The sequence below is a fragment of the Leifsonia sp. McL0627 genome, assembly GCF_058244615.1.
Genome location: NZ_JBZCGM010000006.1, coordinates 328,551 through 343,700, shown reverse-complemented (window position 1 = coordinate 343,700; position 15,150 = coordinate 328,551). Strand labels below are relative to the sequence as shown.

Genomic DNA, 15,150 nt, shown 5'->3' with positions numbered 1-15,150 from the left:
TAGGCAGCGCCTCCGGAGCACAGCGGGCGAGGGCCCGGACTGGGGACAGGATACGTACCCCCAACTCGGGGGTCAGTGGCGGCGCGCCGCCCGCCTCGACACGGCATCGCCGTGCGGTCCGCTCTCCGGCGTCGCGAGGACGTCGACGACCACGACGGTCACGTTGTCCCTGCCGCCGTTGCCGAGCGCCGCATCCATCAGCTGCTGGGCGGCGTCGAGCGGCGACGCCCCCTCGCCGAGGAAGTACCGGATGCCGTGCTCTGTCAGCTCTTTGGTGAGGCCGTCGGAGCAGACCAGGAGTCGCGCACCGGCGACGATCGGGATGAGGAAGAAGTCCGGCACAGGATCTTCGTTGAACCCGACGGCCCTGGTGATCACGTTGCTGTGCGGATGCACCTCCGCCTCGGCGGGCGTGATGGCTCCGGAGTCGAGCAGTTCCTGAACGATCGAGTGGTCGACGGTGACCTGCTCGAGCGTGCCCTCGTGGTAGCTGTACACCCGGGAGTCGCCGATGTTGAACACCAGCCAGTACGGCGCTCCGTCGACGAGCGTCAGAGCGATCCCGGTCACCGTCGTGCCGGTGCCGAGGTCGGTGTGGCCGACGCCACGGCCCATGTCGTCGACAGCGGCGCGCAGGGCGCTGGTGAGCGCCTCCTGGCCGATGAAGTCGACGGACACCTGCTCGGCGAGCCGGGTGACGACCGCCGTGCTCGCGAAGTCGCCTGCGGTGTGGCCGCCCATTCCGTCGGCGACGGAGAAGATCGGCGAGCGGGCAAGCAGGCTGTCCTCGTTGACGGAGCGTCGATAGCCTTTATCACTCAATGCCGCCCAGGCGAGACTGATGTGCGCGTCAGCATCGCCAGGCACGACCACGGTGTGGCGTCTGTTGCTGCGACCGATCTGGGTCACTCGCGTCCTCTTCTAGTCGGTTCGGCGGATGCGTCACCATCGGTGCGTCCGCCGACGGCAGTGATCTCGATGATATTACCGTCGCCGATCGCGACGGTGGCACCGGCGAGGACGACGAGCGACTGACCGGGCCGCAGTCGCGACTCCGCTCCTGTCGCAGCCGTGATGACCGTGCCGTTGGTGGAACGCAGATCGGTGACGACGACGGCGTCGCCCTCCTGCTCGATTCTGACGTGCGTCGACGACACCTCGTGCGCCTGCGACGCGACCGCCACCAGGCGGGGAGGCGCGCCCGCGTCAATCCGCGGGGCGGTCGGCCTCCTGCCGATCAGGACGGGCAGGTCGAGCTGGAACACCTCCCCTGATCCGAGCCGGATCGCATACTTCGCGGGCGCGGGAGGGAGGGTGACGGGTTCTGTCGGCGTTGCGGCGTCGTCCGTCCACGTGGTCGCGAACGGCTCGGGCGTGTCGGACGCGTCCGACGGCGGCTCGATGTCGACGGCGCCCGGCAGCTCGTGACCGGCAGGGACGGCGGGGCCGGCCGGCGACGCCTCCGTCTCGTGGGCGAAGATGCTCGCACCGCGCCTGGCCCTGATGATGGTCTCGTCGGAGACCAGGCCGAGGTCCTGCTCGCCCTGCTCCTGGCCGGGCTTCTGCGCCTGGCCGGGCTGCTGCGCCTGGCCGGGCTGCTGCGCCTGGCCGGGCTGCTGCGCCTGGCTGACGGATCCGGCGAAACGGCCGGGCGCGGTGCGCTCCACCCGCTCGATCGGCGACAGCGTCCAGGTGAGCAGCTCTCCGTCGACCACCCCGAGTCCGACCGGCAGCGACCCGACACTGAGCCGGGCGACAGGACCTGTCGGCAGGTCGTCGGCGCCGATAACCAGCCCGATCACCGACCGGAACTCGGCCAGCACCCACGGCTGGACACCCCCGGAGGAGAACCTCCTGGACCCGCCGACCGAGAAGACGTCGATGGCCGCCGAACCGCGCACGACGGCGGTCACCAGCACCTCTCCTGCCGCATTCGGCTCCGTGAGCTCGGCGACGGCGAACGAGCGGACCGCATCCGGACCCACCAGCGGGAACGCGCCGACGACGGACTCGATGGTCGCCAGCTCGGAGTCGGCCAGCCACCACACCGCGTCCACGATCGAGTCGGCCGCCGAACTCTCCACGGCCGCGACGAAACGGCGTCCAGCGATCAGCAACCACCTCGACGGGCCCGCGACCGGCGCGTACCTGACGTATCCGGGAGACACCGAGGATCCTCCCGAGGATGTCGACGTGGTGGGTTACGAGCCGATGTAGCTCATGACGTGCTTGATCCGAGTGTAATCCGCCCCGCGGGCCGACCGCGGGAGTTGCGAGGGTCAGCAGGCGCGAAGGTGCGCAGCTCAGCGCCCGACGACGAGGCCGAACGGATCGGCGACGCATGCTTCCAGTGCGTCGCGGCCATTGCTCTGCTCCTGAAAGGGCCACGACCCGGAGGTGGTGTCCACTGCGTAGTCGGCTGCGCGATAGTCGGAGGGCACGACGCCGTGCGCCACCAGGCACTCCGCCATGATCGTGTCCTCGTCCCGATGCTCAGGATTGCGCTGCATCCACGACGACAGAGCGCCGATCGGATATTCGCCGGAACTCCTCGAGCATTCCGCCATCGTGTCGTGCGCTCGCTCCGGGCTCACCGTCGGCGGAAACGTGATCTCGGTCGCCCCGTCGTGCGCGAAGCTCGTCAACACGATGCCGGACGCGGAGAGACACCGTTCGTACCGATCGCGCATCTCAGCAACCTCTCGATCGGAGATCACCCCGTCTTCGAGCACTCCGCGAACGAATTCGGAGGTCGACTCATCGAACATCGCCGCGATCTCACTGGCCCACGGGCCGGTGACATGGTGTTCAGCCTGCTTCTCAGCCGCCGAGCACCCCGCCAGCGCAGCGAGCGGTGCCAGGACGCCGGTTGCGCGGACGAGGATTCTCAGCCAGACCATACGACGACGCTAAGCAGATATCCCCGATGTTGCAATGTCTGCATTTCAGACGGGGAAAAAGAGTGTCACCCGATGTAGGACATGACGTGCTTGATCCGCGTGTAGTCCTCGAACCCGTACATCGACAGATCCTTCCCGTAGCCGGAGTGTTTGAACCCTCCGTGCGGCATTTCGGCGACGATCGGGATGTGCGTGTTGATCCACACGCATCCGAAGTCCAGGTTCTTGGCGAACCGCATGGCGCGGCTGTGGTCCTTCGTCCAGACGGACGACGCCAGACCGTACTGCACGCCGTTCGCCCAGCGCAGCACCTCGTCTTCGTCCGTGAACTTCTGCACCGTCTGCACCGGACCGAAGATCTCGTTCTGCACGGCCTCGTCGTCCTGGCGGAGACCAGAGACGATCGTCGCCTCGTAGAAGTAGCCGGTCGATCCCTGGCGGTGCCCGCCGAGCTCGACCGTCGCGTGGTCGGGCAGCCTGTCGATGAAGCCGCTGACCTGCGCGAGCTGGTTGGCGTTGTTCACCGGACCGAACAGGATGCCGTCCTCACGCGGAGCACCGGTCTTCGCGTTGTCGCGGGCGTACGCGGCGAGCGCCGCGACGAACTCGTCGTGGATGCCCTCCTGCACCAGCAGGCGGGTCGCCGCCGTGCAGTCCTGGCCGGCGTTGAAGTATCCGGCGGCGACGATGCCCTCGACGGCCTTCTGGATGTCGGCGTCGTCGAACACGATCACCGGCGCCTTGCCACCGAGCTCCAGGTGCACGCGCTTCAGGTCGAACGAGGCGGCGCGGGCCACCTCCATCCCTGCCCGGACGGAGCCGGTGATCGAGATGAGCTGCGGGATGGGGTCCGCCGTCATCGCGGCGCCCGTCGTGCGGTCTCCGGTGACCACGTTGAGCACGCCGGCGGGGAGGAACTCGGCCGCGACCTCGGCGAGCAGCAGGGTGGAGAGCGGGGTGGTGTCCGACGGCTTCAGCACCGTCGTGTTCCCGGCGGCGAGAGCAGGAGCGAACTTCCAGACGGCCATGTTGAGCGGGTAGTTCCACGGCGTCACCTGGCCGACCACGCCGATCGGCTCGCGGCGGATGAACGACGTGTGGTCCTTCATGTACTCGCCGGCCGACTTGCCCTCGAGGTTGCGGGCGGCTCCGGCGAAGAAGCGGATCTGGTCGACGGAAAGCATGATCTCGTCGTCGACGAGGGTCGCGCGCGGCTTCCCGGTGTCCTGCGATTCGGCGTCGGCGAACTCCTCGGCGCGCTGCTCCATCGCATCGGCGATCCTGAACAGGGCGAGCTGCCGCTCACCGGGAGTGGTCTCGCCCCACACCTCGAACGCATCCTGGGCTGCTGCGTATGCGTCGGCGACGTCCTCCGTCGTCGACACCGGCGACGTGGCGTACACCTCCTCGGTGGCGGGGTCGACGAGCTGGATGCGCTCCGACGATCGGGAATCGGCGTACGAGCCGTTGACGAAATTACGGAGTTCTCGCGTTGTCATGCCGGAAGTCTACTGATTTCGATAGAAAACGGTACAGATTCGTGCGGATTCGCTTGCCTGAACCCCTTCTCACTGACAGAATCGCTCCATGAGTTCCCCTCGGGCAGTCCCTGCCGCCAAGCCTGTACAGATCGACGACGTCTCCAAGGCGATCATCGAGCAGCTGCAGGTGGACGGCCGTCGCTCATACGCGGAGATCGGCAAAGCCGTCGGTCTCAGCGAGGCGGCGGTGCGCCAGCGCGTGCAGAAGCTGACCGAGTCGGGCGTCATGCAGATCGTCGCCGTCACGGACCCGATGCAACTCGGGTTCTACCGGCAGGCGATGATCGGCGTGCGGGTGACAGGCGACACCAGGAAAGTGGCCGACACGCTGGCAGCGATGCCCTCTGTCGACTACGTGGTCCTTACGGCGGGGACGTTCGACATCCTCGCCGAAGTGGTCTGCGAGAACGACCTGGACCTGATCACCATGCTCAACTCCGAGATCCGGACCATCGAAGGCGTCTTGTCGACCGAGACGTTCGTATATCTCAAACTCCACAAACAGTTCTACAACTGGGGAACACGATGACACTCACCACAGACAACCCCGCCATCTCGGCGGCCGACAAGGATGCCCTCCAGGCCAAGGCGAAGGACCACCTCTGGATGCACTTCGCGCGCCAGTCGGTGATGGAGGACGGACACGGTGTCCCCATCATCACGCGCGGCGAGGGCCACCACATCTACGACTCCCGCGGCCGCAAATACATCGACGGCCTCTCCGGGCTGTTCGTGGTGAACGCCGGCCACGGCCGCAAGCGCCTCGCCGCCGCGGCCGCCAAACAGGCGGAGGAACTCGCGTTCTTCCCGATCTGGTCGTACGCGCACCCGAACGCCATCGAGTTGGCCGACCGGCTCGCGCACTACGCGCCGGGCGACCTGAACCGCGTGTTCTTCTCCACCGGCGGCGGCGAGGCGGTCGAGACCGCCTTCAAGCTGGCCAAGTATTACTGGAAGCTGCAGGGCCGCCCGACCAAGCACAAGGTGCTCTCCCGCGCCGTCGCCTACCACGGCACCCCGCAGGGCGCGCTCGCCATCACCGGCATCCCCGCGATGAAGGAGATGTTCGAGCCGCTGACGCCCGGAGGCTTCCGTGTGCCGAACACCAACTTCTACCGTGCGGGCGAGATGGGTGCGCCGACCGACGACATCGAGCAGTTCGGTGTGTGGGCGGCGAACCGCATCGAGGAGATGATCCAGTTCGAGGGTCCTGAGACCGTCGCGGCGATCTTCCTCGAGCCCGTGCAGAACTCCGGTGGATGCTTCCCGCCGCCTCCCGGATACTTCCAGCGCGTGCGCGAGATCTGCGACAAGTACGACGTGCTGATGGTCAGCGATGAGGTCATCTGCGCCTTCGGCCGCATCGGCCACATGTTCGCCTGCGACGAGTACGGCTACGTTCCGGACATGATCACCTGCGCCAAGGCGATGACCAGCGGATACTCCCCCATCGGCGCGACGATCATCAGCGACAAGCTGTACGAGCCGTTCAAGCACGGCAACACGTCGTTCTACCACGGCTACACGTTCGGCGGTCACCCGGTCTCGGCCGCGGTCGCGATGGAGAACCTGGACATCTTCGAGGAGGAGAAGCTCAACGAGCACGTCCGCGAGAACTCCCCGCTGTTCCGGGCTGAGCTGGAGAAGCTGCTCGCGCTGCCGATCGTCGGCGACGTGCGCGGCGACGGCTACTTCTTCGGCATCGAGCTGGTGAAGGACAAGGCCACCAAGGAGACGTTCGACGACGACGAGTCGGAGCGCCTGCTGCGCGGCTTCCTGTCGAAGGCGCTGTTCGACGCCGGGCTGTACTGCCGTGCGGACGACCGTGGCGACCCCGTCGTCCAGCTCGCCCCGCCGCTCACCATCGGCCCGTCGGAGTTCACCGAGATCCGCCAGATCCTCGAGTCCGTCCTCACCGAGGCCGAGAACCACCGGTAACCACACCATCGAGTCCGGACTTATTCACGCTTCGCCCGGCGTTTCGCGTGAATGAGTCCGGACTCGTTTCTTTTGCGAGAGAGGATGCGCTGTGTCGTATGAGCGGGTGGGGTTCTGGTTCGCGTCCATCGAGGCGGAGGAGGACGGGTTTCGCGCCAGGCCGGGGCTGAGTGACGATCTGGAGGCGGACGTCGCGATCGTCGGCGCTGGGCTGACGGGGCTGTGGACGGCGTACTACCTGCAGGAGGCCGACCCGTCGCTGCGGATCGTGCTGCTGGAGAAGGAGGTCGCCGGGTTCGGCGCCTCCGGACGCAACGGCGGCTGGTGCTCCGCGCTCTTCCCGTGGTCGGCGTCCGCCCTGCAGGCCCGCTACGGGTTCGCCGCGGCCGTCGCCCAGCGCCGGGCGATGATCGACACCGTCGGCGAGGTCGGTCGTGTCGCCGCCGCCGAGGGCATCGACTGCGACTACGTCCGCGGCGGCACGGTCACCTTCGCACGCTCCCGAGTGCAGCTCGCCTCTGCCCGCGCCGAATACGCCGAGGCGAAAGAGTTCGGCGTCGACACCGTCTCGATCCTCGGCACGGACACGGTGCGGAGCCGCTTCGGGGCAACGGATGCGGTGGCCGCGACGTTCACGCCGGACTGCGCGCGCGTCCACCCGGCCAAGCTGGTTCGCGGCCTCGCCCGCGTCGTCGAGTCCCGCGGCGCGACCATCGCGGAGAAGACCGAGGTCCTCTCCTGGACGGACGGCGTCGTCACGGCGGTGTCCGGGGGCCTGGTACGCACGGTCCGAGCCGGCACGGTCGTGAACGCGACGGAAGGCTACGGCTCGCAGCTGCCCCAGGTGGGACGCCGCATCCTGCCGTTGTACTCGCTGATGATCGCCACCGAACCGCTCTCCGACGACGTCTGGGACAGCATCGGCATCGAGCACGGCCAGACCTTCGCCGACTTCCGGCACCTGATCATCTACGGCCAGCGCACGGCCGACAACCGGTTCGCGTTCGGCGGCCGTGGCGCCCGCTACCACCTCGGCAGCACGATCCTGCCCGAATACGACCGCGCGCCCCGCGTGCGCGATCACCTCGCGCGCGCCCTGGTCGACCTGTTCCCGGATGCGGCGGGTGCGCGGATCACCCACCACTGGGGCGGCCCGCTCGGCGTCCCGCGCGACTGGCACGCGAGCGTCGGCTACGACCGGGATGCGCGCGAAGCGTGGGCGGGCGGCTACGTCGGCGACGGCCTCAGCACCACAAACCTCGCCGGGCGCACGGTCGCCGATCTCCTCGGCGGCACCCGCACCGCACTCACCGCGCTCCCCTGGGTCGGCCACCGCTCCCCGCGCTGGGAGCCCGAGCCGCTGCGCTTCGCCGGAGCGAACGCCGGTCTCGTCGGCACCGAACTCGCCGACCTCGAGGAGCGCCTCACCGGCCGCCCCTCCGTCGCCGCCCGACTGATGGCTCCCCTCACCGGCCACTGACGCCCCGCCCCAAGCAATCGAGCCGGGACTTATGCACGCGACACGCCGAGGCGTAGCGTGCACAAGTCCCGGCTCGATTGCTGCGCGGCTCAGGCCTCGTCGGAGACCGGGGCGGCGAACTGGGCGTTGTAGAGGGTGTAGTAGGCGCCGCCCGCTGCGAGCAGCTCGTTGTGAGTGCCCTGCTCGACGATGCGGCCGGCCTCCATGACCAGGATGAGGTCCGCATCCCGGATCGTGGACAGGCGGTGCGCGATCACGAACGACGTGCGGTCGGAGCGCAGCGCCGCCATCGCCTTCTGCACCAGCACCTCGGTGCGGGTGTCGACCGACGACGTCGCCTCGTCCAGGATGAGCACGCTCGGCCGGGCGAGGAACGCCCGCGCGATCGTCAGCAGCTGCTTCTCGCCAGCGGAGACGTTGCCGCCCTCGTCGTCGAGCACCGTGTCGTAGCCGTCAGGGAGCGAGTGCACGAAGCGGTCCACGTATGTGGCACGCGCCGCATCCATGATCTCCTCCTCTGACGCATCCGGTCGCCCGTATGCGATGTTCTCGCGGATCGTGCCGTTGAACAGCCAGGTGTCCTGCAGCACCATGCCCATGCGGCTGCGGAGGTCGAGGCGGGTCATCGAGGCGATGTCGACGCCGTCGAGGGTGATGCGGCCGGAGTCCAGCTCGTAGAACCGCATCATCAGGTTCACCAGTGTGGTCTTGCCAGCGCCGGTCGGACCGACGATCGCGACCGTCTGGCCAGGCTGGGCGACGAGCGACAGATCCTCGATGAGCGGCTTGTCCTCCGTGTAGCGGAATGACACGTCCTCGAACGCCAGGCGACCCTTCGTGCCCTGCGGGCTCTGCGGCTCAACCGGGTCCTTCGACTGCTCGTCCGCATCCAGCAGCTCGAACACCCGCTCGGCCGACGCGACGCCGGACTGCAGCAGGTTGGCCATCGAGCCCAGCTGCGTGAGCGGCTGGGTGAACTGCCGCGAATACTGGATGAACGCGGTCACGTCACCGAGCTGCATCGCGCCGCTCGCCACCTGCAGTCCACCGACCACGGCGATCACGACGTACATCAGGTTCCCGACGAACATCATCGCCGGCATGATGATGCCTGAGATGAACTGCGCGCCGAAGCTCGCCTGGTACATCTCCTCGTTCTTCAGCCGGAACTGCTCCTCCACCTCGCGGTGACGGCCGAACACCTTCACCAGCGCGTGACCGGTGAACGCCTCCTCGATCTGGCCGTTCAGCTCGCCGGTGTTCTTCCACTGAGCCACGAACAGCTTCTGCGACCGCTTGGCGATCACCGTGGTGATGATGAGCGTGAGCGGGATGGTGATGAGCGCGATCACCGCGAGCAGCGGCGAGACCACGAACATCATCACGATCACGCCGATGACGGTCAGCAGCGACGTGAGCAGCTGGCTCATCGTCTGCTGCAGGGTCTGCGAGATGTTGTCGATGTCGTTGGTGACCCGGCTGAGCAGTTCGCCGCGCTGCATCCCGTCGAAGTACTTGAGCGGAAGGCGGTGGATCTTCGCCTCGACCTCCTCACGCAGCCGGTACACGGTGCGCTGGGTGATGCCGTTCAGCACGTACGCCTGCAGGTAGCTGAACACCGACGACAGGATGTACAGCGCCAGCACCCACATCAGCACATGGCCGACGGCGGTGAAGTCGATCCCGGCACCCGGCGTGAACGTGGTGCCGGAGAGCAGATCGGCCAGCTGGTCCTGGTGCGAAGCACGCAGGCCCGCGATCACCTGCTCCTGGGTCGCGCCCTTCGGGAACTGCGACGACAGCGACCCGGCGAACACCAGGTTGATCGCGTTGCCGAGCAGCTTCGGCCCGAGCACGGCGAACACGACGCTCACCACGGCGAGCAGCGTGACGAACGTGATGCCGATCGCCTCCGGCCGCAGCCGGCCGACCAGGCGCTTGGCGGAGGGGCCGAAGTTCAGCGACTTCTCGACCGGTCCCTGCATTCCTCCGAACGGGCCGCCGCCCCCCGGGCCGCCACGACGCGCGGGCGGGCGTGCGGGGGCGCGGTCCTCGGTTTCGGTGCTGTCGCTCATGCTGCTTCCTCCGCGGTGAGCTGCGACGACACGATCTCCGCGTACGTCTCGTTGGTCTCAAGGAGTTCGTCGTGCGTTCCGCGGCCGACCACGCGGCCGTCTTCCAGCACGATGATCTGGTCGGCGTCCACGATGGTGGACACCCGCTGGGCGACGACGATCATGGTCGCGTCGGACACCTGGCGGGACAGCGCCTGTCGCAGCCGCGCATCCGTCGCCGTGTCGAGGGCGGAGAACGAGTCGTCGAACACGTAGATCTCCGGACGCTTCACCAGGGCGCGTGCGATGGCGAGCCGCTGGCGCTGCCCGCCGGAGACGTTGGTGCCTCCCTGGGAGATCGGCGCATCCAGTTTCTCCGGCATCGCGTCGACGAAGTCGCGCGCCTGCGCGATCTCCAGCGCCTGCCAGAGCTCATCGTCCGTCGCGTCCGGCTTGCCATAGCGGAGATTCGAGGCGACTGTTCCGGAGAACAGGTACGGCTTCTGCGGGATGAGCCCGATGCGCGACCAGAGCAGGTCGGGGTCGAGCTCCGCCACGTCGACGCCGTCCACCAGAACGAGCCCGCTGGTGGCGTCGAACAGTCTCGGGATGAGGTTGACCAGTGTGGTCTTACCCGATCCGGTGCTGCCGATGATCGCGGTGGTCTGGCCCGTCTTCGCGAGGAAGGTCACATCGCTCAGCACCGGCTGCTCGGCGCCGGGATAGGAGAACCCGACGTCGACGAACTCCAGCGTCCCGTGCGCGTCTAGCTCGGTGACAGGCGAGCTCGGGATGCGCACGGAGGACTCCGTGCCGAGCACCTCCCCGATGCGGTCGGCGCAGACGGCGGCGCGCGGCACGAGCACGGCCATGAACGTCGCCATCATCACGGCCATCAGGATCTGCATGAGGTACTGCAGGAACGCCGTCAGCGTGCCGATCTGCATCGACCCGTCCTGGATGCGGAACCCGCCGAACCAGATCACGGCGACGCTCGACACGTTGAGCACGAGCATCACGATCGGGAACATCAGCGCGAACAGGCGCCCGGCTCGCAACGCGGTGTCCGTGACGTCCTCGTTCGCCTTCCTGAACCGGCTGGACTCGATGTCCTCCCGCACGAACGCACGCACCACCCTGATGCCGGTGAGCTGTTCGCGCAGCACCCGGTTGACACGGTCGATCCGCTCCTGCATCTTGCGGAACAACGGCACCATGCGCGTGATGATGAGGCCGACGGCCACCAACAGGATGGGGACGCTCACCGCGATCAGCCACGACAGCTGGATGTCCTGCTGCATCGCCAGGATGATGCCGCCGATCGCGAGGATCGGGGCGGAGACGAGCAGGGTGCAGGTCATCAGAACGAGCATCTGCACCTGCTGCACGTCGTTCGTGTTGCGGGTGATCAGCGACGGGGCGCCGAACTTCGACACCTCGCGCTCGGAGAACTCGCCGACCTTCTGGAAGATCGAGCCGCGCAGGTCGCGGCCGACCCTCATCGCGACCTTCGCCCCGAAGTAGACGGCGGTGATGGAGCAGGCGACCTGCACGAGGGTGACCCCGAGCATCCCGGCGCCGACCCAGATGATGTAGTTGGTGTCGCCCTTGGCGATGCCGTTGTCGGTGATGTCGGCGTTCAGCGTCGGCAGCCACAGGGACAGCAGCGCTTGCGCGAGCTGGAAGAACACCACCCCGACGAGGAGCGGCCAGTGCGGCCGGAGGAACCGGCCGAGGAGTTTGAGCAACATGGATTCTCCTACGATGCGGACTGCGGGGCGGGTGCGGTGTCCGGCACGAGGTCGGACGCCGAGGTGATGGGGTCGATGGGCTGACCGGCGATGCCGACCATCGCGAAGCGAGCGAGGTCGTCGACGCTGAATTCGAGTCCGTCGTTGAGCGCGGGGAAGGCTGCGGAGAAGCTGATGAGCCGCAGGAGGTGGGCGACGCGTTCGGGCGGCCAGTTCAGCCGGTCGGCCTCCGGTTCGAGCAGACGCCCGATGATGGCCGCGAAGTGACCGCGCTCCTGCGGGACGGGCGGCCGCTGCGGTCCGACGACGGCCATGATGCGCATGACGCTCTCGAATCGCTCGCGGAGCAGGTAGACCACGGCGCGGATCTTGTGCTCGAACGGGAGGGCGGGGTCGATGGCACGCAGCGCATCCCGGAGCGGCTCGGGATCGAGGTATTTGTCGATCGCAGCCTGGACCAGCGTTTCCTTGTCGCCGAACGCCCGGAAGATGGTGCCTTCCGCGATCCCGGCGGCTTCGGCGATCTGCTTCGACGTCATCCCCCGGCCGTGTTCGACCAGCAGCGGGATGACAGCGTCGATGATCATCGCGCGCCTGTCCTCCTGACTGAGCGGCTGCGCGCGCGACGGGCGTTTCAGGTCGTCTTCCGTCAGATCCACGCGCTGATCCTACGCGGAGTGAGTACTCACTCACAACGATCATGCCGTTCGCCCACGGCGAACAACACGGCGCCCGCGCTCCGGGGCGAGCGTTGGAGTCAGGCGGCGGGCGCGAAGAGGTCAGAGATGGCGGCGAGGTCGTCGGCGGTGGGACGCCAGGCAGTCGCAGCTTCGGCGTTCGCGGTGATCTGCTCGGGCTTGGTCGCGCCGGCGATGACGCTGGTGAGGCCGGGCTGGGCGAGAAGCCACGCGAAAGTCGCGGCGAGCATCGTCACCCCGCGCTCGTCGCAGAACGCCTGGTAGCGCTCGATGACATCCCACGGCGCGTTGTCGACGAGGTGGCGCCTGATCATCATGATGCGGCTGTCCGACGGGCCGCCGTCGCGCGAGAACTTGCCTGTGAACAGGCCATTGTAGAGCGGGAAGTACGGCAGGAAGCCGAGCCCGTACTGGTTGACGGCCGGGAGCACCTCGCGCTCGGCATCCCTGACCAGCAGGCTGTACTCGTTCTGCGACGAGATGAACTTCGGATGCCCGTTCAGCTCCGCGGTGAACTCCGCCTCCGCGATCTGCCAGCCTGCAAGGTTCGAGTGGCCGATGTACCGGATCTTGCCCTCGGAGATGAGGTCGTCGAGGGTCGACAGAGTCTCCTCGATCGGCGTGGTGGTGTCCGGCTGGTGCAGCTGATAGAGGTCGATCCAGTCGGTGCGCAGCCTCCGCAGTGACGCCTCGACGGCGAGCCGGATGTAGCGGCGCGACCCGCGGACCCCCCAGTCCGGCCCGTTGCTGCCCGCCATGTCCATCCCGAACTTGGTGGCGAGGACGATCTGGTCGCGTTTGCCGGCGAGGGACTTCCCCATCAGCGTTTCGGAGAGGCCGCGCTCCTTGCCGTAGATGTCCGCGGTGTCGAACAGGGTGACGCCCGCGTCGATCGCGGCGCCGATCACGGCGTCCGTTCCCTCCTGGGTCTCGGATGCTGTTCCTTCGCGTCCGAAGTTGTTGCAGCCGAGGCCGATGGTCGAGACGATGAGCCCTGAGTTCCCGAGGGGACGGTAGTCGATTTCTGCCATGCTCCGAGTCTAGGCAGCACAGCCGATCCCTACACAGCCGACGCCCGAAGACGACTTATCCCCCATGTCCGTTTTCCGCGAGTGACCGTCGGCGGTCCCCCGTAGAGTCTTCACATGAGCACTTCCTTCGCCTACCTCACACGGATGCCGAGTCCCATCGGCCGCATCGAGCTGACCAGCGACGGTCACGCCATCACCTCCCTCTCCATCGAACGATCGGGCCACCTCCCCCTTGAGGAGCATCAGGAGCGCACCACCGAGGTGCTCGAACGTGCGGAGGAGCAACTGCGGGAGTACTTCGCCGGCGACCGCCACGACTTCGACCTTCCGGTCACGTTCGCCGGCACGGCGTTCCAGGTCGCCGTGTGGGAGCGGCTCTCGGAGCTCGAGTTCGGCACGTTCACGTCCTACGGCGAGCTCGGCCTCGAGATCGGTCGCCCCGGTTCGGGGCGCGCGATCGGCGGCGCCGTCGGAGCCAACCCCATCCCGATCATCGTCGGCTGCCACCGCGTGCTGTCGTCGAGCGGCAAGATCACGGGATACAGCGGTGGCGACGGCATCCCCACCAAGCTGTGGCTTCTCACGCACGAAGGGATCATGCTGGCCGCATGAGCACCGCGCCCACCGACGAACAGTCCACCGTTCCTTCCCCTTCTTCCTCCCTTTCCGCCCAGGCGACGGCGGCGCCTGTTACACCGGCCAGTCCGGCCGGCGTCGCGGTCATCGTCGGCGACGACGGCCTCGCGCGCTGCTCCTGGTCCGCGAACGACGCGGAGTACCGCCGCTACCACGACGAGGAGTGGGGCCGCGAGCAGCACGACTCCCGCGCCCTCTACGAGAAGCTGTGCCTCGAGGGCTTTCAGGCCGGCCTCTCGTGGATCACCATTCTCCGGAGGCGCCCGGCGTTCCGCGAGGTCTTCCACGGGTTCGAGCCGTCCGCCGTCGCCGCCATGACGGAGTCCGACATCGAGCGACTACTCCAGGATGCGCGAATCATCCGCCACCGGGGCAAGATCGAGGCCACCATCTCGAACGCGCGCGCAACGCTCGAGCTCGACGTTCCGCTGCACGAGCTCATGTGGAGCTTCGCCCCCGACGGTTCCGCCAGGCCTCGTCCGCGTGCCTGGGCCGAGGTCCCTGCGGTGACGGCGGAGTCCACCGCCCTGAGCAAGGAGCTCCGCCGCCGCGGGTTCCGCTTCGTCGGGCCCACAACCATGTACGCGCTGATGCAGGCCACCGGGATGGTCGACGACCACTTCGAAGGATGTTTCCGCGCGGCCTGACACGGGCGCCGTGTCAGTTTGGACGTCCGGGCAGGTTGGACGCCCGGGCCCGTCAGGGTCCGGGCTGGGTGAAACCCACCAGCAAGAAGGGGGGGTCGGGCCGACGACGGCACTCTTTTTCGAAGCACCGGATCTCGCTGGCGATGTCACGTCCGCACGTGCCCGACCGCAGGCGGAATCTGTTGTGTCATCGCGCATCCGGCCTGGGAGATCGGCGTGAGGGGATCACGCCGGGTTTCCGTTGCGTCGGCCCGACTGATAGGCGAGGCCAGGAGGCCGTTCAACAATGAACGCCCCCGACCACCTCGGCTGGCTGGCTCCTCCTCCTGCTCGCATTGCCCGATGCGAAGCTTTCTGAGAGCTTCACCTAGATTGAGCATATCTCAGTTTTAGAAACTCCACCACCGATTAACGCACAATCTCGACATCGTCCCAGCCCGGGCACAGCCCACAGCGCGCCGCGACGCAAGCCAC

General features: G+C 67.5%; 13 protein-coding genes. 5 read left to right on the top strand and 8 right to left on the bottom strand.

Features of this window, described 5'->3' with window-relative positions:
* Positions 1-72: 72 nt before the first annotated feature.
* From AC37TH_RS17640 to AC37TH_RS17625, 4 genes are all read right to left on the bottom strand, one after another.
* Positions 73-909 (bottom strand): protein phosphatase 2C domain-containing protein, encoded by an 837-nt coding sequence (locus AC37TH_RS17640; protein WP_490765651.1) that lies wholly within the window; start codon positions 907-909, stop codon positions 73-75.
* Positions 906-2,168, bottom strand: a complete 1,263-nt coding sequence (locus AC37TH_RS17635) for an FHA domain-containing protein (protein WP_490765650.1) — start codon at positions 2,166-2,168, stop codon at positions 906-908. The genes AC37TH_RS17640 and AC37TH_RS17635 overlap by 4 nt, the downstream gene beginning before the upstream one ends.
* Positions 2,169-2,303: 135 nt before the next feature.
* Positions 2,304-2,900 (bottom strand): hypothetical protein, encoded by a 597-nt coding sequence (locus AC37TH_RS17630; protein WP_490765649.1) that lies wholly within the window; start codon positions 2,898-2,900, stop codon positions 2,304-2,306.
* A 65-nt stretch (positions 2,901-2,965) separates the two neighbouring features.
* Complete coding sequence (locus AC37TH_RS17625; RefSeq protein ID WP_490765648.1) at positions 2,966-4,399, bottom strand: gamma-aminobutyraldehyde dehydrogenase; 1,434 nt, start codon at positions 4,397-4,399, stop codon at positions 2,966-2,968.
* An 88-nt stretch (positions 4,400-4,487) separates the two neighbouring features.
* On the opposite strand from AC37TH_RS17625, the gene AC37TH_RS17620 reads away from it, so the two are divergent.
* The 3 genes from AC37TH_RS17620 to AC37TH_RS17610 all read left to right on the top strand — a co-directional run bounded on the left by AC37TH_RS17620 (position 4,488) and on the right by AC37TH_RS17610 (position 7,859).
* Positions 4,488-4,970, top strand: coding sequence for an Lrp/AsnC family transcriptional regulator (locus tag AC37TH_RS17620; protein WP_490765647.1), 483 nt, complete (start codon positions 4,488-4,490; stop codon positions 4,968-4,970).
* Positions 4,967-6,379 carry an aspartate aminotransferase family protein gene (locus AC37TH_RS17615; protein WP_490765646.1) on the top strand — a complete coding sequence of 471 codons (1,413 nt, stop codon included), beginning with the start codon at positions 4,967-4,969 and terminating at the stop codon, positions 6,377-6,379. Before AC37TH_RS17620 ends, AC37TH_RS17615 begins: the two co-directional genes overlap by 4 nt.
* A gap of 91 nt (positions 6,380-6,470) precedes the next feature.
* The gene (locus AC37TH_RS17610; protein ID WP_490765645.1) at positions 6,471-7,859 is read left to right on the top strand and encodes an NAD(P)/FAD-dependent oxidoreductase; all 1,389 of its coding nucleotides are present in this window, start codon (positions 6,471-6,473) and stop codon (positions 7,857-7,859) included.
* Between the two features lie 89 nt (positions 7,860-7,948).
* On the opposite strand, the gene AC37TH_RS17605 is transcribed toward AC37TH_RS17610, so the two are convergent.
* From AC37TH_RS17605 to AC37TH_RS17590, 4 genes are all read right to left on the bottom strand, one after another.
* Positions 7,949-9,934, bottom strand: coding sequence for an ABC transporter ATP-binding protein (locus tag AC37TH_RS17605; protein ID WP_490765644.1), 1,986 nt, complete (start codon positions 9,932-9,934; stop codon positions 7,949-7,951).
* Entirely contained in the window at positions 9,931-11,664 is a 1,734-nt protein-coding gene (locus AC37TH_RS17600) for an ABC transporter ATP-binding protein (RefSeq protein WP_490765643.1), read from the bottom strand. Before AC37TH_RS17600 ends, AC37TH_RS17605 begins: the two co-directional genes overlap by 4 nt.
* Before the next feature lie 8 nt (positions 11,665-11,672).
* Positions 11,673-12,323: a TetR/AcrR family transcriptional regulator gene (locus AC37TH_RS17595; RefSeq protein WP_490765642.1), complete on the bottom strand. Its 651-nt coding sequence runs from the start codon at positions 12,321-12,323 to the stop codon at positions 11,673-11,675.
* 98 nt (positions 12,324-12,421) lie between these two features.
* On the bottom strand, positions 12,422-13,393 hold the full coding sequence (locus tag AC37TH_RS17590) for an aldo/keto reductase (RefSeq protein ID WP_490765641.1): 972 nt from the start codon (positions 13,391-13,393) through the stop codon (positions 12,422-12,424).
* A 114-nt stretch (positions 13,394-13,507) separates the two neighbouring features.
* Between AC37TH_RS17590 and AC37TH_RS17585 the strand changes: the two genes are divergently transcribed.
* Positions 13,508-14,005, top strand: a complete 498-nt coding sequence (locus AC37TH_RS17585) for a methylated-DNA--[protein]-cysteine S-methyltransferase (protein ID WP_490765640.1) — start codon at positions 13,508-13,510, stop codon at positions 14,003-14,005.
* The gene (locus AC37TH_RS17580) at positions 14,002-14,676 is read left to right on the top strand and encodes a DNA-3-methyladenine glycosylase I (protein WP_490765639.1); all 675 of its coding nucleotides are present in this window, start codon (positions 14,002-14,004) and stop codon (positions 14,674-14,676) included. The genes AC37TH_RS17585 and AC37TH_RS17580 overlap by 4 nt, the downstream gene beginning before the upstream one ends.
* The last annotated feature ends 474 nt before the right edge of the window (positions 14,677-15,150 follow it).